The following is a 20069-nucleotide window of genomic DNA, read 5'->3' as shown; positions in this document are numbered from 1 at the left end:
TCAAAAATTGACGCACCTTGTTGTTATGCTCTTTAAAAATGAGGAGCAATGATGTTTGAGTTAGTTGAGAATTTAGATGGCTTGTCTATTGGCGTATTTGGTATTGGTGGCTGCGGTTGTAACACTGTTAATACCATTTTTAATGAGGTTCAAAACCCGCAAACTAAGTTTTACTGCGTTAATACTGATAAGGTTGTATTAGAGCACTCTCAAAGTGATGATTTTGTGTTGATAGGTGCTGAGCTTACAAACGGCTATGGCGCTGGCGCAGACCCAGCAATAGGGTTACTCGCCGCACAAGAAAGTGAAGAGCAATTATTAACGCTTATCAAAAGTTGCGATATTCTCTTATGCGCAACTGGCTTAGGAGGTGGCACTGGCACAGGAGCTAGCCCATACATAGCTAAGTTAGGCAAAGATCTTAATAAGCCTGTAATCTGTATTGCAACATTACCCTTTACCAGTGAGGGGGATTTTAGGCGAAAAGTAGCTGAGCAAGGGCTTGATGAATTAAAGCAGTTCGCTAATGCTGTTGTCACTTTACCAAATGATCAACTTATTGAGGTGCTTGGCAATGACATTGGCTTATTTGATGCCTTCAAGCACAGTAATCAAATTTTACATTCTTTAATTACCTCACTCATTGATATGCTGTGTTATCAGGGATTAATTAACGTAGATCTGCGTGACTTTCAAAGAGTAATGGACGCTCAAGGCGATGCTGTATTGGGGGTTGGAAAGTGTGCAGATGAAAGCGATTTACAAATGGCTCTTACGCAAGCCCTAAGCAACCCTCTGGTTAGCAGTGTTGATATGAGCACAAGTACAGGTGTTATTGTACAAATCAATTGTGTTGATGAGATCTCATTAGGCAGTTACAACACCATAATGGATACAGTACGTCATCAAGTTAGCCCTAACGCAGTGGTTATTTGTGGTGCTTCTAAAATTACGAGTTTGGCGAATAACTTTGAAATACTCATCATAGCCACAGGTGCAAAAAGTCAGTTAATTCATGCCAAAAACATAGATGAAACAATACCTAAAGTAGAGCAAACAACAAAAGCTAAAGCTGTTGTATCTAGCCAAAGTGATATTTTTGATATTCCGGCTTTTATACGTAGTCAATCACCAGCCCCCTCTGGTAAGTAGTTTCACTGGGTTGCCACCAATTTAGCTCTGCGTATCTGTGCTTAGTTATTTGGTAGTATTTTATTTGTTCTAAATACTACCAAAGCAATTGTAATGAGGATCAGTATAGAACCTGACATTTGTATCTAGTAAAGAAAAATTAGCTTTTATCTTTTTAACTATATGCTTTTTAAACAAGCTTTTGTCTAAGTATACGTATGAGGTATTTTGATCAACATTAAAAACAACTCGACCTCTGGGAAAGTTGTAGTAGTCAGTGTTGTCTAGCATTAAACCAAACAATTGATAAATATTATTATCTTCCCACTCAACTTGGTGTTGCAGCGTGCTATCAATAAATCCAAGTTGATCTGGTTTTAAGTCGATAGCACTTTGAGCTTTAAAGACTAATGTGTTTTCAGCAAACCAAAAGATGCCAACGTTGCTATTCATGAAGGACTCCTAAATTTATTTTTCCCGACATTACTCGGTTAAGTCCAATTTAGAACCCTTTCCATTGCCTCTTTCTGCGAAAAAATTCTACTTTTTATATGGCGCTTGTTATCGTCACTGGTATGAGTAAGCAAATTCTAGATGTTATAAAACCTCTCACTTATCTCATCACATAACTTAGTTAGATAGATAGTCTCAGTGCATTAGTCCTATAATATCGGATTAGAGAATCTTAACTACTTTTAAACTTGATCTAGATCAAAGAAACTTCATTCGCAGCAATCTATATTATGCGGCTGCAATTTTCGCTGCTTTTTGAAATCTAGATTAGCTTTTAAAGGCAATACTCCATCAGCGTGCTTAAAGGTTTGTCATGGCATTACTCATCAACAATAAATGTATTAACTGTGATATGTGTGATCCTGAGTGTCCGAATGAGGCTATCTATATGGGCGCGAAGATATATCAAATCGACCCTAACAAATGCACCGAGTGTGTTGGGCATTACGATAACCCTACTTGTGTGAGTGTGTGTCCTATCGATTGTATTAAGCCAGATCCAAATCATCGTGAAACGTTAGATGAACTGGCAGAGAAATACGTTAAATTGACCTCTCAAGCTTCTTAGTTAAATCACTTTTCTTAATTCTTTTTACTTATTTTAAAGTGGCGCCCCGTGTTAATTGTTCTACAATTTTATGAACAACAACACGTTAATAAGAAATCAGGGCGTTTTATGTGGTTTAGCAAATCATTACAGGCTGAAATTGATGCGTTAAAGGCGGAACTTTATCCGTTAAAAGATCTTACTTCAGGCATTGATGAAGAGATGCTGGTGCTTAGACTACGTGCTGATGGCACAATGGCCTATATTAACCAGAACTTCTTAGATGAATTAGGTTACTCGCAAAGCCAGCTAATTGACTCGCCCTTTCAGGATATTATTACTGAACAATGTCAAAATACTGACCAGTTTAAAGATTTAAAAAACGCCATTGAAAATCAACAGCATGGAGTTGGGCACTTACAAATAACCCGTTATGACGGCAAACTTGAGTGGCTGCGATTAATTGCTCATCCTGTTCACACAGAGCAAGGGGAGCTTAATTACTTTGCTATTTACGGCACTGTACTTACTGATGCAATTTCTACCTCTCGTGAACAGCGCGACACTATTAATGCTATTTATCGTTCTATGGCGGTTATAGAGTTTGACCTTGAAGGCAAGGTTATTAACGCAAATGAACCGTTTTTAGAGAGTATGGGTTATAAAAAAGAAGAGATTGTCGGTAAGCATCATCGCATGTTTTGTGAGCCAGAACTTACAGAATCTGCTGAGTACGAAAAGTTTTGGCAGCGTTTAAGGCGCGGTGAGTTTGTTGTTGATCGCTTTAAACGTGTTGATCGTCATGGCAATGAAGTTTGGCTTGAAGCTTCATATAACCCAATTTCTAATGATTTCGGTGAGCTTTATAAAGTAATGAAGTTTGCAACCGTGATCACTGAGCAAGTTAATCGTGAGAATGCAATCTCCCAAGCTGCCGAAATTGCATATGGCACATCAACAGAAACCGATAAACTGGCTCAACAAGGGGCTGAGGTGTTACAAAACACCATGACGGTGATGAATGAATTAGCTCAGCAGATGGAACAAGCCGCACAAGAAATTTCTGCGCTTGATAAACAGTCACAACAAATTGCTGCTATTGTGCAAAGTATTAGTAGTATTGCAGAGCAAACAAATTTGCTGGCACTCAATGCCGCGATCGAAGCTGCCCGAGCGGGTGAGCAAGGTAGAGGCTTTGCTGTGGTTGCTGACGAAGTTCGACAGCTTGCATCGAGAACTTCAAAAGCCACAGAAGAAATTGTTGAAGTAGTTAATGATAATCAGTCTCTTACACAAAATACAGTTAAGGTTATAGAGCAAGGAAAGGTAAAAGCCGAGCAAGGTGTGTCATTATCAAATGAGTCAGGTCAAATGATGGAGGATATACAACGTGGCGCTCAACAAGTGGTAGATGCGGTTGGACAATTCGCTAACCAACTTAACCACTGACAAAAAGCCTACACAGCTAGGCTTTTTTAATGCTATTTAATTAAATCATTTCTTATTTTCCCTCAAGAAACTTCCTATTGTCTTGAAAGTTGATATTTACCCAACTTTTTTACGCTAAAATCATCGAACGGTACAGATTAAGTAGTCCTTATAAAGCTACTCTGTGATGATTTAAGTATTTAAGGTGGGATGCTTTATGTTTTTTACCCAGCCATTGAAAAAAAGGATAGCTCAGTTAGAGGATGAATTGTTTAGTGTATCTCAAGTCATAGATACATTAGATAATAGAATGTTTACACTGGAATTAGATAAGGAAGGTCGTATAACATTTGCTAATACACAAGTATTAGCTGAACTTGGTTATACAGAAATACAGCTAATAGGAAAACCTATTCTTGATTTAGTGCCTAATAATGCCAAAACCACAAGGCATTACCTTCATTTAAAACGAGCTATTTTAGACAAATCAGCCTGGGTTGGGGCCGTACAGCTTTTAAATTCACAGGATCAACAAGTTTGGTTAAGAGCATTTTTCCATCCGATTGTGAGCAAGCAACGAGGCTTTGAAAAGTTTTCACTTCACGCCAGTGTACTAACTCGCACAATTGAAACATCGCGAGAAAATAAAGACTTAGTTCAAGCGATAAATCGCTCTATGGCGGTCATTGAGTTTGATTTAGATGGCTATGTTTTAAAAGTGAATGATCAATTTTTAGCAGGTGTTGGTTATACGAAGAACGAAGTTATCGGTAAGCATCACCGCATGTTTTGTGAACCAGCTGAAGCTAATTCAACAGATTATGCCGAGTTTTGGCTTAAATTAAAAAAAGGCCTCTTTATTTCGACACGATTTAAACGTGTAGATAAATTAGGAAAACCAGTTTGGTTAGAAGCGACTTATAACCCTGTTTTTAATGAGCAAGGCGTGCTCTATAAAGTCGTTAAGTTTGCTACTGTGCTCAGTAAGCAAGTAAATCGAGAAATAGCTGAGCTTCAAGCGGTTGATAATGCTTACAATATATCAGCTGAAAACGATAATGCAGCGCAGCAAGATGCTACAGGTTTAGATGAAATGGTCCGCGTGATGAATGATTTAGCAAGACAAATAAAACAAGCAGCAGCTGAAATGACTGAGCTCGATAAGCAATCTCAACAAATAACTGCCATTGTACGAAGTATTAGTAGTATTGCAGATCAAACAAACGGACTAGCACTTAATGCTGCAGTTGAAGCGGCTCGTGCGGCGGCACGAGGTAGCAGTTTAGCTGTTGGTCAGTTTTCACAAAAGATAAAGTGAATTTATCTATGCTTATACTGTGTTTTGCAATAACCACGAGATATATCAGGGTGGCGTAATTTTAAGTGTTTGGTTTGTCGGCCCGCCGCGCGTTTTCGCCAAAGTTTAAAACTAGAGCTTGTTAACTGCTCACGCATTAATGCGATTACGCTTTTTTCATTTAAGCCAAATTGCTGGTTGATTGCTTCAAACGGGGTTCTGTCTTCCCATGCCATTTCGATGATACGAGATATTTCATGTTCTAAGTGCTGCATTATGACTCCTTTTTGTTGCTTATACGTACCTGCAGCAGATTTAGATTATAAGATATCCTGTTGCCAGTGCTCTGCTAAAAAGTCGATGAACGCTCTCACCACATTTTGTTGGAAGTTACGCGACAAATACACCGCCCATAAGTGAGAGCCCATAGTTGTATGCTCTGGCAGTACTTTAACAAGCTCACCTGATATCAAATAGTCATTTGCGAGATCGCAAGGCAGATGAGCAACCCCCATTCCTTGTTTGGCAGCTTTTAGAAGTACGCCCATATCGTTGGCAACTATGTTGCCCTTAACAGTCACTTTTTGTGTGTTGTCGTCGCGTTGAAATTGCCAAACATTCTGTTTGTTATGAATAAGGCAATTGTGTGCTGTTAAGTCACTGGGCTCATTAATCGTTTGATTTGCTGATAAATAATCGTTAGATGCACACACTGCGGTTGCGATATACATTAGCTTGCGTGCAATGAGGCCTTCATCGGGCTGGTGGATGTAACGCAAGGCTATATCAACGCGGTCATCAACAAGCTGCGATAAACTATCCGAAAGTAAAAGTTCAAATCGAGTCTGTGGGTTGCGTTTGGTGAACTCTTCAATGGCATCAAACAGCTTATGTTGTCCAAGCCCAATGGGGGAGGCAACTCTAATGGTACCTACCAATTCGTTGTTATGGCTGTGTGCTCGGCTTTGTAAATCAGACACTTGGTTCAATATTTGCTGGCAATAGCTAAGGGCTTCTTCGCCTTGAAGGGTTAAACTCACTTTGCGTGTTGTGCGATGAAATAACCTTAAATTTAGCCATTTTTCAATATCTTGAATATGCCTAGAAACTTGTAATCGGCTTAAACCTAAATGCTCAGCAGCTTGAGTAAAGCTGCCTGTGCGGGCAACTTCGACAAAGCTAGTAATAGAATTGAGTTTATCCATTGGTATCTTAATATGAAACAATGTGTGTCTATATAGTGTATTTATCAGTAATTAGTGAACAAGTAAACTGCAATCATTGAAACAAACAACGGAGCATTCCTCATGAAATTAGCAGTTATTGGCACAACAGGTTGGATTGGCAGCCACATTACATCAGAAGCACTCGCACGTGGTCATCAAGTCAATGCATTAGTAAGAGACGCAAGTAAAGTAACTCAAGAAAACATCACTGTAACTGAATTTGATTTAACAAAAGACGATATCGCAATTGCAGCTGCAGGTAGTGATGTTGTTATTGCTGCAATTGGTGGTCGTGCTTTAGGTAACCATGACATTGTTGCAAACACAGCAAAGCAATTACTAAACGCGCTTGCAGGTACTGGCACACGCATTTTATGGGTGGGCGGTGCAGGTAGCTTAGAAGTCGCACCCGGTGTAACCCTTGTATCAAGTCCTGACTTTCCTGCTGAATACAAAGCAGAAGCAATTGCTCAAGGCGAGGCGCTTGATGTATTTAGAGCATCAACAACAGATACACTATGGACGTTTGTATCACCCGCAGCGGTTATTTACCCTGGTAATTCAGAAGGCCCATACCGTGTCGGTGGCGATAGCTTCTTTACTGATGCAAACGGCGAAAGCAAAATATCAGTTACTGATTATGCTAAAGCGATGCTTGATGAAGCGAAGTCGGCGGCACATTTAAATCAACGTATTAGTATTGCTTACTAATAGCGAGCTTTTTTCAGGCTCATAAAATGGTATTCTTTAGCGATGTGTTTAGCTATTTATTTAATTTATGAGCCTGTTATTTTCTATTGCACTTGCAACCATTCCCGCCTTACCTGAAGCCGTCGCTAACAACGCTGTAGCGAAAGTTGTTATTGATGAACAAGCCTACTTCTTAAGTTTTATGGGCTTGAGCTCAGGCAAAGCACATACCGATGTTCACAATAAAGTGTGGGTACTCAAAGTTGGCGATAACGCATGGCAAGCGGCTAAAGCAGTGCCGAGTACATTGCCACTTACTGGTCGCTTGGCGAGTACTGCAGTGGGCGTTGGTAAACATGCCTATGTATTTGGTGGTTATACGGTGAGTGCAAAGCATCAAGAAATCTCTTCACCTGATGTATATCGCTATGATGTGCTTTCTAATTCATATACGCAACTTGCCAATATGCCCGTGCCTGTGGATGACAGTGTGGCGCTCTCATACCAGCAGCGTTATATCTATTTAGTCAGTGGTTGGCATAATGATGGGAATGTTAACCTAGTGCAAGTTTATGATACGCAAACAGATACTTGGCATCAGGCTTCGCCATTTTTAGGTCAACCGGTGTTTGGCCAAGCGGCTGCGATCAGTGGTAATACTATTTTAGTGTGTGATGGTGTAAAAACACAGGCAAATGCTGATAAACGTCGTTCTTTTGCTGCAGTTGCACAGTGCTTAAAAGGCACTATTGATGCTGATAACCCTTTAAAAATAGATTGGCGTACCGTGCCACATCCAACAGGGGTTGCCCATTACCGTATGGCTGCAACCAGTTTTAATGGCGACATCTATATGATGGGCGGCTCTGATAATCCATATAACTATAATGGTATGGGGTACGATGGCAAACCAGCGCTAGCGAGTGATCATGTTTGGCGCTTTGATATTGATAAAAACACGTGGCAAGTGATGCCAAAAGCCGATACTGCGAGCATGGATCACCGAGGTTTATTAGAGCACCAAGGAAGTTTGTATCGTCTTGGTGGTATGGACAATAATCAACAAGTGACGGCCGATGCACTTGGTTACAAGGTAAAGTTATCTTTATGAATATACTCTATATTACTGGGGCGGGAGTGAGTGCCGCTAGCGGTATACCGACCTTTCGTGGCGAAGATGGCTTTTGGACCATTGGTAGCAAAAATTACACGCCAATGGAAATGGCAACACGTGCTATGTACGAAACTAATCCACGAGAATTTTTAGCTTGGTATTATCATCGCTTTGCAACGTATCGCCATCACGGTCCCAATGAGGTGCATCATTGGTTGAGTGATAAAAATCTCATTACGCAAAATATCGACGGTCTTGATGGCAAAGCTGGTAACACTGATTTTATTGCTATTCATGGTCGTTTAGATCAAATGACACTGTTTCACCATCAAGGTGACGATGTGATGGCTTTTAATGCGCCGTGGGAAAAGGTCAACGAAGACAACCTACACAACTCGTTGCTTGAGGTGTTTAATATCAATAATGAAAGCCCGATGATTAACGAATCGTTTAAGCCTTACGTGTTGTTATTTGATGAATACTACACTGAACTTTATCGTATTTCACAGGCGCAACAGCGTATGCTCGATGCCGATAAAATCGTCTTTATAGGCACTTCTTTTAGCGTTAATATTACGCAAATGGCACTCGATATTGCACGCAGTCAAGGCATACCGATTGAAGTTGTTGACCCTGATCCTACTCACGTATTTCATCCGAATGTGACATACCACAAGATGACTGCGCTTGAGTATGTTCAGCAGCAAGGGTAAAAATAAGGCGCTTTTATTAAGCACCTTATTTAATTATTACTACTGTTCAGCTTTTGTTGCTGTGATGTTTAACCGCGCTTGTAAGGGATCTGGTAAAAATTCTGCAGTCCCCGACTTATTCATTTGCAGTATAAAAGATTCATCATTTTTATATGCTTGCCATGTCGGTAAGCCTGGGCCATTTGGTGTGCCTAATTTAATAAAATTAGTGACATAACGGTGCATTATTTTAGCAGCTTGCTTATCTTGCTCAGTGGCCACATGCCCATATTTAGCTGCCACAGTGTTAAAAAAGTACGGAATTTCGCTGGCGTGCTCTGCACCGGGTTTATCTAAAGTTTGCGCTACATAACCAAAACGATATAGAAAGGCATCATTACCCATATCTGTCACACGTTTTGCAACGAACCTTGCTGGCTCTTGCATTAAAGCATCTTGACCAACTTGATAATTGAGTAACGGTAACGGAGTGTCGCCATTTGCATCGTAAGTCATTTTGGCTTGTGTGCTGTGAGGGGCAAAGCTTGCGAATAGTGCTTCTTTTGAAGCAAAATTTGCAAAGCCTAAGTCCATATCTGTTGTGCCAACCATTGTTGCAACATGGCTAAATGTACCTTTGTTCAAGCGCGCTTCAGTCGTGGCATTGATAATGGTGCCATCAATAATTGGCCCGCCAACGTAAGTTGAATCATCATTGATTTGTCGGTTCAATGTGCTCAAGTTTAGATTATCAATCACTTCTTCAGCAGATAATTCCCTTAGCGCTGCAAGGGCATTTTCATCACTGCCTAAAATGGTGTGTTGCTTGGCAAAGTTTTTGCCAATTTTTTCAGCGCTTAAGACTGTGTCCTCGTCACTATTAAGTGGCAATTGCTTAAATAGCTCTCGCCCGCCAGCTGACATAATAACCGCTTGTTGGAATAAGCCATTTGCAGCAGGAGTTTGCATCATGGCATGAACCGATGCACCACCTGCAGATTCACCCATGAGTGTCACTTTTGAAGCATCACCACCAAATTGAGCTATATTTTGTTTCACCCACTCAAGTGCTGCAATTTGATCCATTAATGCGTAGTTACCCAATGCGTCATTCTCAAAACGAGTAAGTGCAGGGTGTGCAAAAAAGCCAAATCGGCCTAGTCGATAATTAAAGCTAACAAATATAACCCCTTGTTTAGCAAAGTTCTCACCTGAGTAAACCGCGGGCGATGCACCCCCATTTACAAAGCCACCACCGTGGACCCATACTACAACAGGGTATTGAGTATCACTGTGCTTAGTCGGTGTAAATACATTTAAATAAAGGCAGTCTTCCGAGGGCGTTGTTGTAAGCGGCGCAGCATCTGCTGCAAATGGCTTTTGCATACAGTCAGGCGCGTAATCGTTAAGTACTTTAACACCTTGCCATTTTGGCACTGGCTGTGGTGCTCGCCAGCGTAAGTCTCCCACAGGAGCTGCAGCATACGGAATACCTTTATAAGTAATAAAACGCCCTTGCTGCTGTCCTTGGATGAGCCCACCAGTCACAGCGATATGATCAGATTGAGGCTGTTCTTGGCAGCCTTGCAAAAATACGGCAGAGCCTAATAGTAAAGATGAGTAAAAAATCGATTTTAGAATACGCGATGTCATAACAAAGCCTAGGCTATTTGGATAAGGCTTATAATATTAACATATTCAGATAGTAACAACGAAAAAACCAGCATAGCTACAAGGGGAGGCTATGCTGGTTTTAGTATTTGGCTAAACCACGCGATGCGTTGTTCATTAAAAAGGCCAAACAGACCTTTTATCACTTGGGCAGAAGTGAGCCAAATTAGATTAACCTTAGAAGCGTGTACGAATACCTAGTGTAATACGGCGCTCAAAGATATTTTGAGTGATCACATTATCTGACCACTGTGCGTAAATATCTTCTTTTTCCTCGGTTAAATTACTGACAGATGTATAGATACTGGTATCTTCAGCTAACTCATAGCCAGCATATAAGTCGTAATACAAGGTACTTTTAGTCCAAAATGGCATCACACCATCACCCATTGCTGAGCTTAAGCTATCTAAGCGGTCGCTACGATAGTTTGCTGCTAAACGAAGTTGTAATGGGCCTTTTTCATACCACAGTACAGCATTTGCTGATTTTTCTGAGTTGTCTTGGATTGGTAAGCTTTTGCCATACACATCAACGTTAGCGCTATCACTTGGTGCGTAAGTAAAGTTAAGTGATGTACCTAAACCATCAAATGGCTCTGGTAAGAAATCAAATGCTTGTTGATACGTTAATTCGAAGCCTTTAATTTCACCACCTTCACCATTGATTTCGGTAGTCACAGGTACTTCACGACGAATTACACCGTCAATATCAGGTAAGCCCATCATTACGGTGCCATTTTCAACAAAAGACTCAATATCCATTAAGAACGCAGAGATACTTAATAAACCACTTTCATTGAAATACCATTCGGCTGATAAGTTATAGTTTGTAGCGCGCCAAGGCTCTAGATCAGGGTTACCATTTTGGCGACCTTGAACCGCAACTAGTAAATCAGGACTTACTCCAAGTTCAGCGGCAAGAACATCACCAGCGCGAGTACGTCCAACACTGATACCCCCTGCGAGTTTACCAATGTCCAGCGTTGTCATTGTTTTGCCGTAACCAGCACGTAAAATGAAATCCTCAGTCAGGTTTAAGTTAAAGTTCATCGATGGTAAGAAATCAGAGTAATCACGATTTAGCCATTTTTCTCCTGTTTTTTCACTAGCCGTACATAGTGAACATGGACGCGCTGAACCTAGTTGGTTTTGTAGCATGTCGAGTTCCGTTTTAATGTATTGAGCACCAATATTAGCTGTATAGCTCATATCACCAAGCTCACCAGCAAAGTTGAATTTAAAATAAGCTGATTGAGTTTGCTCTTTTACTTGGTATGTACGAGATGGATTTGCTAAACGTTTATTACCTGGATAAATAGCATTTTGGAAAGCCATAGGATCGTCCATGACTTTTGGATCAATTAAGTAAAAGCTTTGATTAGAGCCACCGGGGCCAAAATTACTAACTTGGTTTACCCAGCCATCAGGTAAATCACTAAAGAAGTTAGTATGGCCAAGGGTTAAGTCACCACCTGCAACACTTTTTTCGCCATCACCATTGGTGTCACCTAATGAGGCACCTGAATCTTTCCACATAACGTCTGCGCTTATGTCGCCAGTTGTAAATGGTGCTACAAGAATATAAGTTTCTCGCTCAACATCGCGTTTTGATGCTCGAATACCAAAATCAACGTTAGTTAGATGCTCTGTTGAAAATTCGTAACGACCATCGATACGTGCTACATCAAGTGTCGCTTCTTCTTCAAAGTTATTTTCTGAATATGTAGATACTAGGTTGTATTGATTGATATCACTTCCAAAGCCTTCTTCAAAACCAAGGGTGATGTACTCACCTCCACGAGAAAAATCAACCGCAACAGAATCAGGACCAACACCGTTAGGATTTACAGGTGTCGCGCCTGTACCATCATTTTTCAGCAAACCATGTTGTGCGCCTGAGGTTAAATAACCGTGGGCAACATTCTCAGTATGACCTCGTTCAGCACTACCATGAATATAGCGAAGCTCGCCTGAAAGTGGGCCATCACCTTGATATTCAAATTGCATACTTACGTTAGTTGATTCGCGATCATTCGTTAAGCTCTCTGAATAAGCACTTACCCGACGAGCCAAGAATGTTGCATCATTTACTGTATATATTTGACCACCTTGGTCATTATCTAAGCGAGGAATGAAGCTATCTGAATACGCCCAAATATCGCCACGAGCATTGTCGATCATCATGCCTTGTTTTCTATCAGCATCATCCATGTTGGTATAAAAAATATCACCGGTAAATGTCACTGCGTCTGAAATTCGATATTGAACTGTGGTGTTTAAGCCTAAACGTTCTCTCTCCGTTTCACGGTGCATCACACCATAAAATCGTTGGCTGTAGAAACTGTCATTTAGATCACCGTCACCGTTAAAATCGCGAGTAGTCTCATCTTTAACTTCGCTTGATGTCAAAATTGTACCGTTTCGGTAGTTAGCAAGCGTGCCTTCATCGTAAGCAGCAGTAAAAATAATCCCAAAGTCATCGTTGTTATAACCCGCAAAAGCAACCACTTTTGGATCAGTTTCTTCTGATAGGCTGCCACGAGTGGCCTCTCCAGTGAATGAGAAGGTAGTACCTTGCTCTAAATCGAATGGTCTGCGTGTTTTTAGATCTAGAGTGCCAGAGATACCGCCTGCTAGCGTATCTGCTTGAGGTGATTTAAGTACATCAATACCTGAGAGTAGCGCTGCCGGTACGTCGGTAAAGTCAGGTTGTAACGTGGTAATTGAACCTGCACTTAAAAACTGTTCGCCATTTAACAGCGTTGTCACTTGCGGCATACCGCGAACATTGATGGTTGAACCTTCCCCCGCCGAGCGACGAATTTGAATACCTGGAATACGTTGTAAAGTATCTGCGATCGTTACATCGGGTAATTTACCAATGTCTTCAGCGGTGATTGAATCCATTACACCAGTACTAAAGCGTTTGTTATTTATATCTTGCTTGTTACTGGCTGCAATACCTCGGACTTCAATGGTTTCGATTTCTTCATTTGTTAAAGAGTTTTGATCTGCAGCAATCGCATTGAAGCTGGTATAACCGCAAATAACAGCAGCAACGGCATTAGCCGTGATACTGCGACTCAGTTTATGTTGGCGACGGGTTTGAGATTTCATTTTTAACGTTCCTCATCCTGTTTATTTTAGGGTAATTATTATTTTCTGTTAATTTGTAACACGTATTGACTGTGTGTGTGTTATTAATTAACATTAGATTTAACAAAATTGCAATAACAATTACATTAAAAGCGTTATATTTTTTGTTTGATTTTTAAACTATCGCCATTAACTGATTGATTTATAAACAGGCTTTTGAAATGGAAAAATTTAGTGTCGTAAACTTAGAAACAGTAAATCGAGCTAATAAAGGGCTTGGTAATTACCAAAAACTATCTTCATCAGGTTGGAATGTCGCTAAGCAAGATGTCAGTTTGCCTTGTTTATGCCTGTATGAATCACGCTTAATAAATAATATTCAGTGGATGGCTGACTATACAAAAAAAAGCCATGTTCTTTTTGCACCGCATGGTAAAACAACGATGACTCCTGCAATTTTTAAAAAGCAATTAGCTGCAGGGGCTTACGCGATAACGGTCGCAACAGTTGCCCAATCACATGCCGCTGTAAAGAGTGGTGCAAAAAGAGTGCTAATGGCAAATCAATTAGTTGGCCGTGCTAATTGCCAGCAATTAGATGAGTTGCTTGCTGCTAACGACATAACCTTTTATTGCTTGGTTGATAACCTAGATAATATACGCATGCTTGGCGAGTACTTTGCTAACACTAAGCATACGATTCATGTGTTGATCGAGCTTGGTGTGCCGGGAGGGCGCTGTGGCGTTGTTGATAGTAAAGAGCTGACATTATTGGTTGCTGAAATAGCTAACTATCAATCGCTTGCATTGGCTGGCATCGAAGTTTATGAGGGAGTGCTATCGCAAACTGAAGCGGTAAGTCAGTTCCTCGAATATGCAGTCGCAACGTGTAAGCAATTAATTGCTGATAACGCATTTGACACACAACAAGTGATGATTACAGCGGGGGGATCAGCTTACTACGACTTAGTGTGTGAGGCATTTCATCCCGAAAAACTGACTCAAAACATGGTCGCTGTGCTTCGTCCGGGCTGTTATGTCACTCATGATCAAGGTATTTACGAACAAGCACAGCAGCAAATTTTAGCGCGAAATGAATTGGCATGCTCTTTAGAAACTGAGCTTACCTCATGCTTAGAAATTTGGGCGTATGTGCAATCAATACCTGAACCGGGTCGAGTGATTATCGGTTTTGGTAAGCGAGATGCTGCATTTGATGCGGGATTTCCAATTCCTTCACTACTGGTTGATCAAAACGGGCAAGTAAGTAAAGCAGATCCCACTTGGAAGATAGAGAAAATGATGGATCAGCACGCAATGATGAAAGTACCACTCGATTGTACACTTCGAGTTGGCGATATTGTCGCATTTGCTACTTCACATCCGTGCTTAACATTTGATAAGTGGCGCTACATCAATGTGATTGATGATAGCTACAACGTAGTTGATGTGGTCGAAACTTATTTTTAGGAGATAGACGATTGGATATAGTTTCAAGAATAAAAGAGCGCTTAGGGCATTTGCGCCAATCAGAACAAGCCGTCGCTCAATTGATTTTGGCGGATCTGCAGTTTGCAGCTTCTGCAAGTATTAGTGATTTAGCAGATAAAGCGAATGTTAGTCATGCGTCAATTACCCGCTTAGCAAAAGCGCTAGGTTGTAGCAATGTACGTGATATGAAGTTACAACTTGCGCAATCTTTAGCAGTAGGTGAGCGATTTATAAATGAAAGTTCTACGCAGCGAGAAGATATCCCCGCTATTTACAAAGCAATTCACGATATTTTAGATATCAACGCAGGACTAATTAAACAAGCCGATGTAGAGCAAGCTGCCCTATATATTGCCAATAGCCGCCATAGCTTAATTTTTGGTGTTGGTGGGGGGAGTTCCGTAGTTGCACAGGAATGCCATAATCGTCTGTTTCGATTAGATATTTTAAGTAATGCCTACAGTGACCCTGTGATGATGCGCATGACGGCGGCAAGTGTTGATGTGAGCGACGTCGTTGTGATGCTATCTCTGACGGGTTGTGCTCGTGACTTGATTGATACTGCGCGTATTGCAAAAGAGTATGGCGCTAAGGTTATCGCAATCTGTCCGCAAAGTGAGTTAGCAGATTTAGCCACGATTCATTTGCCAATCAAAACTAACGAATCTGATTACATTTTTACGCCAAGCACCGCGCGATATGCGATGTTAGCTGCAGTTGATGTGTTAGCCAGTGAAGTCGCAATTTTGACGCAAAAGAAATCTCGCGAAAAATTACGCCGCATAAAGCATGAGCTTGATCAATATCGCCAAGGACCGGACCGTGCACCGATAGGAGATTAGCAATGCAGTACACCGTCTCACAACCTGTTGATACATTAATTCAAGGCGCTAAAGTATTTGATGGCCTTGGCAACGAAGCGCTTACTTGTGATGTAGCTATTAGCGGTGACCGTATTGTTGCCATTGGCAAATTAACGTCATTGTCAGCAAAAGAAGTCATTGATGCTAAAGGCCTATGCCTTGCTCCTGGGTTTATTGATGTTCACACGCACGATGACCTTGAAGTACTGCGCAATCCAAATATGGCTGCAAAAATCAGTCAAGGTGTCACAACCGTAATCACAGGGAATTGTGGGATCAGTGCAGCCCCTGCAATTGTTAAAGGATGCGCTCCTGATCCGATGAACCTACTCGGTGCAGCCAGTGAGTTTAAGTTTGCCAACATGGCTGATTACATAGCAGCAATTCAAAGCGCTCCTTCGAATGTCAATGTAGCCGCTTTGGTTGGTCACACAACGCTTCGTAATAATGTGATGGATGATTTATTGCGCACGGCGACTGAAAGCGAAGTTACCCAAATGTGTCAGCAGCTTAAAAGTGCATTGAATGCTGGCGCGCTAGGATTAAGTACCGGCCTTGCCTATAAAAATGCGAATTTTGCCACAACTGATGAAGTTCAAGCGTTTGGACCTGTGCTAAAAGCACATAATGCGCTGTACACAACACATTTGCGCACCGAATTTGATGCTGTGCTTGACGCTATGGATGAAGCATTTGCGATGGAAAAGCTGTTTGATATTAAGGTGATCATTTCTCACCTCAAGTGCGCTGGTAAAAATAACTGGGGACGCGCGCCTGAGTTAATCGAACGATTTTCAGTTCAGGGAGCGCATTCTCGTTGTAGTTGTGATGCTTATCCTTATGCCGCTAGTTCAAGTACATTAGATTTAAAACAAGTGACAAGTGACTTTGAAATTTTTATCACGTGGTCACAACCACATCCAGAAATGGCCGAGCGCTCACTACAAGAGATTGCTGATGTTTGGCAGTTGTCATTAATTGATACCGCTAAAAAGCTGCAACCAGCCGGCGCTGTGTATCATGGTCTGAATGAAAAAGACGTAGCAATGATACTCGCTTTTGATAAAACCATGATTGGTTCAGATGGTCTCCCTTGTGACCCTCATCCGCATCCCCGTTTGTGGGGGTCTTTTCCACGTGTGTTAGGCAAATACGCTCGCGAAGACGGTATTTTTTCACTTGCGACAGCGATCCATAAAATGACTGGGTTAAGCGCGAGTAATTATGGTTTAACCGATCGTGGTGAAATTGGCTTAGGTAAGTTTGCTGATCTGGTTCTTTTTGACAGCGATGCCATTTGCGATAACGCCACATTTATTAATTCCGAATTGCCGGCTTCAGGCGTCCATCGTGTATGGACCAACGGGCAGGCAACACTTCTTAATGACCAAGTTGTGCCAGCACACTCGGGCAAATTTTTAACATCAGTTGGAGAATAACATGATCAGACGTATTGGTATTGAAGGTGGTACAGGCACCGGTGGACAGCATTTACCTTTTGCTCGAGCTATAGAAGCAGGTGGTTGGTTAATGGTTTCGGGGCAAACACCAATGAAAGATGGTGAAGTTGTTGAAGGTGGCATTATTGAGCAGTCGCGTTTAGCGATTCAAAACTGCATCGATATTATGGATGAAGCGGGTTATGGTCTTGAACATGTGGCGCATGTAAAAGTGATTTTGACCGACTCACGCTATTTTCAGTCGTTTAATAAGGTATTTAAAGAATTTTTTGGCGAACATCCGCCGGCACGTATTTGCGCAGTCGCAGATCTGGTTGTTGACTGTAAAGTCGAAGTTGATGTGACTTGTTATAAAGCACCTTAAAAAACATTAAAGCGTTCAGCAGCAAAGGCTGTTGAACGTCAAAAACACGAAACGAAATTATAACTATAAGCACCAAGCCAAACAGCAGGTAATCATAATAATGAGGCTTAGGTGAAGCAGGATGTCGTATGAAGTGGCAATTATTAATGGCCTTTTTAGGTTATCTGATTTTTATGATCTGGTTTGGCTGGTGGGTTAGTCGTAACAACAAAACGGGTGATGATTTTCTTCTAGGCGGACGAAACCTTCCTTTATTTTTAACCTTAGGTACTACTGTTGCAACTATGGTTGGAACTGGCTCATCCATGGGAGCCGTAGGTTTTGCCTACAGCAATGGTTGGGCTGGCATGATATATGGGCTCGGAGGTGCGTGCGGGATTTTATTGCTGGCTAAACTTTTTGCGCCGGTCAGAAAATACGAATTTATGACAATGAGCGAAGAAGTATCGTTTTATGTCGGTGCCAATCCGCTTGTTAAAAATACTATCGCTATTTTTATTTTTGTAGCCAGTATCGGTTGGCTTGGCGCACATATATTGGGTGGTGGTATGTATTTGGCTTGGTTAACAGGTCTGTCGCCGCTCAGTGCTAAATTATTTATTGCACTTGGTTTTAGTATTTATGTTGTTATTGGTGGTTATGTAGCCGTTGTATGGACAGACTCTATTCAAGCACTTGTGTTGTTTATAGGATTTTTCTTGATGGCGGGTGTCGCGTTGTATCAGGCAGATGGTTTAGCCGCAATAAACGAAGCACAACCTTTATTAAATCAAAGCTTTTTATCGTTAGATAAAATAGGTGTAGTGCATGGGGTTTCGTTATTTTTTGCAGTGTTGATTGGTGTTTTAGTCGCGCCTTCATTTCGTCAACGTATTTATTCTGGCAAGCATGTGAAAAGTATCCGGCAGTCGTTTTATTTATCAGGCGGCTTATATCTGCTTTTTGCGATCGTGCCAGCGATTATTGGTATGGCTGCATACAAACTAAACCCATCACTTGAAAACAGTGCATTTTCTTTCCCTTACATGGCCTTTGAGCTGCTTCCGTTTGGCTTAGCTGCGCTGGTTATTATTGCTGGACTTTCAGCTACTATTTCTAGTGCTAGCTCAGATGCTATTGCGGCTGTTAGTGTGCTTATACGTGATATTTATATACTGGTATTTAAACGGATGCCGCATGCAAGTGAAGTCATAATGCTTTCGCGAATTGGCCTGGTGCTAACTATTGGTATCGCGTTGTTATTGGCATTACTTACCAATGATGTGATTGGTTATATCACCAATATGATTGCCACTTTGATGTCGGGGTTATGTGTATGTGTTCTACTCGGACATTTTTGGCCGCGCTTTAATTGGCAAGGAGCAATGACAGCCTTGTTTGTGTCATTTATTGTATCAATGGCGGTCATTTTAATACCGAGTTGGCAAGCTTATTGGAGTAATCCAATTATTCCAGCGACAACTGCATCAATGCTTCTATCGGTATTTGTAACGCTCATTACTCCAAAACAAACATGTGATAGTGAACAAGCATTAGCAATTTTAAATGCACAAAGAGAGGCGATGCATCATGATTAAAATCGCATTTTTTGGTGAAGCTATGCAGGAATTAAATGACGAGCACGTACTTCGTTTTGGTGGTGATGTTTATAACACTGCAGTGTACTTTAAACGCTTAGCACCACAGGCAGACGCGCAATTTGTTAGTGCTATCGGTAGTGATGAAATAAGCCAAGCTGCCCAGACGCTTTGGCGACAGCAAGGGTTATCACTTTCGTTTGTGCAAACGTCAACGGATAAAACATTAGGACGTTATGGAATTACAACTGACAGTCATGGTGAGCGAAAATTTTGTTATGCACGAAGTGACAGCGCTGCCAAACAATTTTTTCAGTTAGATACACAACATAACTTTATAGAATCGTTAAGAACTACACACTTTAGTCATTGTTATTTATCGGCAATTAGTCTCGCTATTTTAGATACAGCTAATCGGCAGTTACTACTCGACGTATTAGATGACTTTAAGCGTGCAGGTGGCAAAGTGATTTTTGACAGCAACTACCGCTCGGTTCTTTGGCAATCTGAGCAAGCGACTCCGTTTTATTTAACCGCTTACAAGCTTGCCGATTATTTATTTGTGACTGACGATGATCATCATGGCGTTTTTGGTCAATGTAATGAGAAAGAATTAGTCAGCTTTTATCAACAATTTACCAATAAGCTGGTGATTATTAAGCAAGGTGTAGCTGATACTTTAGTGCTCAATAACAAGGAAATACAACGCTTTACTGTACAAAAGGCTGAGCATGTGGTGGATACCACTTCCGCTGGTGATGCCTTTAGTGCGGGTTTTTTAGCTACATATTTATACTCGCATAATACACAACAGGCTATAAGTACCGCACAACAAGTAGCGCTTCAGGTTATTGCTCAAAAAGGAGCGATAGTGCCAACAACAATTCAAATAGCGAATGAGGGTTAAGCA

At 41.2% G+C, this 20069-nt stretch carries 18 protein-coding genes; 13 read left to right on the top strand and 5 right to left on the bottom strand.

The features are described 5' to 3' along the window. Positions 1 to 51: 51 nt before the first annotated feature. Positions 52 to 1152 (top strand): cell division protein FtsZ, encoded by a 1101-nt coding sequence (locus tag J3455_RS02805; protein WP_349560989.1) that lies wholly within the window; start codon positions 52 to 54, stop codon positions 1150 to 1152. A 69-nt stretch (positions 1153 to 1221) separates the two neighbouring features. Here J3455_RS02805 and J3455_RS02800 read toward each other — a convergent pair whose 3' ends face one another. Further along, a complete protein-coding gene (locus tag J3455_RS02800) occupies positions 1222 to 1584 on the bottom strand; it encodes a hypothetical protein (RefSeq protein WP_349560988.1) in 363 nt (120 codons plus the stop codon). A gap of 373 nt (positions 1585 to 1957) precedes the next feature. On the opposite strand from J3455_RS02800, the gene J3455_RS02795 reads away from it, so the two are divergent. From J3455_RS02795 to J3455_RS02780, 3 genes are all read left to right on the top strand, one after another. Beyond that, a complete protein-coding gene (locus J3455_RS02795; protein WP_054562570.1) occupies positions 1958 to 2212 on the top strand; it encodes a YfhL family 4Fe-4S dicluster ferredoxin in 255 nt (84 codons plus the stop codon). A gap of 108 nt (positions 2213 to 2320) precedes the next feature. Next, complete coding sequence (locus J3455_RS19825; RefSeq protein WP_130053034.1) at positions 2321 to 3640, top strand: methyl-accepting chemotaxis protein; 1320 nt, start codon at positions 2321 to 2323, stop codon at positions 3638 to 3640. A 289-nt stretch (positions 3641 to 3929) separates the two neighbouring features. Then, a complete protein-coding gene (locus J3455_RS02780; protein ID WP_349560987.1) occupies positions 3930 to 4937 on the top strand; it encodes a PAS domain-containing protein in 1008 nt (335 codons plus the stop codon). Between the two features lie 2 nt (positions 4938 to 4939). Here J3455_RS02780 and J3455_RS02775 read toward each other — a convergent pair whose 3' ends face one another. Then, positions 4940 to 5191: a TIGR03643 family protein gene (locus J3455_RS02775; protein WP_130052834.1), complete on the bottom strand. Its 252-nt coding sequence runs from the start codon at positions 5189 to 5191 to the stop codon at positions 4940 to 4942. A gap of 45 nt (positions 5192 to 5236) precedes the next feature. Next, complete coding sequence (locus J3455_RS02770) at positions 5237 to 6121, bottom strand: LysR family transcriptional regulator (protein WP_348707980.1); 885 nt, start codon at positions 6119 to 6121, stop codon at positions 5237 to 5239. A gap of 102 nt (positions 6122 to 6223) precedes the next feature. Between J3455_RS02770 and J3455_RS02765 the strand changes: the two genes are divergently transcribed. The 3 genes from J3455_RS02765 to J3455_RS02755 all read left to right on the top strand — a co-directional run bounded on the left by J3455_RS02765 (position 6224) and on the right by J3455_RS02755 (position 8659). Beyond that, on the top strand, positions 6224 to 6853 hold the full coding sequence (locus J3455_RS02765) for an NAD(P)-dependent oxidoreductase (protein WP_130052832.1): 630 nt from the start codon (positions 6224 to 6226) through the stop codon (positions 6851 to 6853). Between the two features lie 67 nt (positions 6854 to 6920). Next, the gene (locus tag J3455_RS02760; RefSeq protein WP_349560986.1) at positions 6921 to 7943 is read left to right on the top strand and encodes a Kelch repeat-containing protein; all 1023 of its coding nucleotides are present in this window, start codon (positions 6921 to 6923) and stop codon (positions 7941 to 7943) included. Continuing rightward, on the top strand, positions 7940 to 8659 hold the full coding sequence (locus tag J3455_RS02755; protein ID WP_167657442.1) for an SIR2 family NAD-dependent protein deacylase: 720 nt from the start codon (positions 7940 to 7942) through the stop codon (positions 8657 to 8659). The genes J3455_RS02760 and J3455_RS02755 overlap by 4 nt, the downstream gene beginning before the upstream one ends. Positions 8660 to 8698: 39 nt before the next feature. On the opposite strand, the gene J3455_RS02750 is transcribed toward J3455_RS02755, so the two are convergent. Both J3455_RS02750 and J3455_RS02745 read right to left on the bottom strand, forming a co-directional pair. Further along, complete coding sequence (locus tag J3455_RS02750) at positions 8699 to 10291, bottom strand: carboxylesterase/lipase family protein (RefSeq protein ID WP_349560985.1); 1593 nt, start codon at positions 10289 to 10291, stop codon at positions 8699 to 8701. 195 nt (positions 10292 to 10486) lie between these two features. Beyond that, on the bottom strand, positions 10487 to 13426 hold the full coding sequence (locus J3455_RS02745) for a TonB-dependent receptor (RefSeq protein ID WP_349560984.1): 2940 nt from the start codon (positions 13424 to 13426) through the stop codon (positions 10487 to 10489). Positions 13427 to 13626: 200 nt separating this feature from the next. On the opposite strand from J3455_RS02745, the gene J3455_RS02740 reads away from it, so the two are divergent. The 6 genes from J3455_RS02740 (at position 13627) to J3455_RS02715 (ending at position 20066) form a co-directional block, all read left to right on the top strand. Further along, positions 13627 to 14874, top strand: coding sequence for an amino acid deaminase (locus tag J3455_RS02740; protein ID WP_349560983.1), 1248 nt, complete (start codon positions 13627 to 13629; stop codon positions 14872 to 14874). An 11-nt stretch (positions 14875 to 14885) separates the two neighbouring features. Further along, positions 14886 to 15737 (top strand): MurR/RpiR family transcriptional regulator, encoded by an 852-nt coding sequence (locus tag J3455_RS02735; protein ID WP_167657446.1) that lies wholly within the window; start codon positions 14886 to 14888, stop codon positions 15735 to 15737. A gap of 2 nt (positions 15738 to 15739) precedes the next feature. Further along, a complete protein-coding gene (locus tag J3455_RS02730; RefSeq protein WP_349560982.1) occupies positions 15740 to 17197 on the top strand; it encodes an N-acyl-D-amino-acid deacylase family protein in 1458 nt (485 codons plus the stop codon). 1 nt (position 17198) lies between these two features. Beyond that, positions 17199 to 17582 (top strand): RidA family protein, encoded by a 384-nt coding sequence (locus J3455_RS02725; RefSeq protein WP_130052824.1) that lies wholly within the window; start codon positions 17199 to 17201, stop codon positions 17580 to 17582. A gap of 128 nt (positions 17583 to 17710) precedes the next feature. Continuing rightward, on the top strand, positions 17711 to 19159 hold the full coding sequence (locus tag J3455_RS02720) for a sodium:solute symporter family protein (RefSeq protein ID WP_349560981.1): 1449 nt from the start codon (positions 17711 to 17713) through the stop codon (positions 19157 to 19159). After that, positions 19152 to 20066 (top strand): sugar kinase, encoded by a 915-nt coding sequence (locus J3455_RS02715; protein ID WP_349560979.1) that lies wholly within the window; start codon positions 19152 to 19154, stop codon positions 20064 to 20066. Before J3455_RS02720 ends, J3455_RS02715 begins: the two co-directional genes overlap by 8 nt. The last annotated feature ends 3 nt before the right edge of the window (positions 20067 to 20069 follow it).

The sequence above is a fragment of the Pseudoalteromonas sp. NFXS39 genome (genome assembly GCF_040148775.1).
Lineage (GTDB): Bacteria > Pseudomonadota > Gammaproteobacteria > Enterobacterales > Alteromonadaceae > Pseudoalteromonas > Pseudoalteromonas apostichopi.
This window is presented reverse-complemented; position numbering and strand designations above follow the sequence as displayed.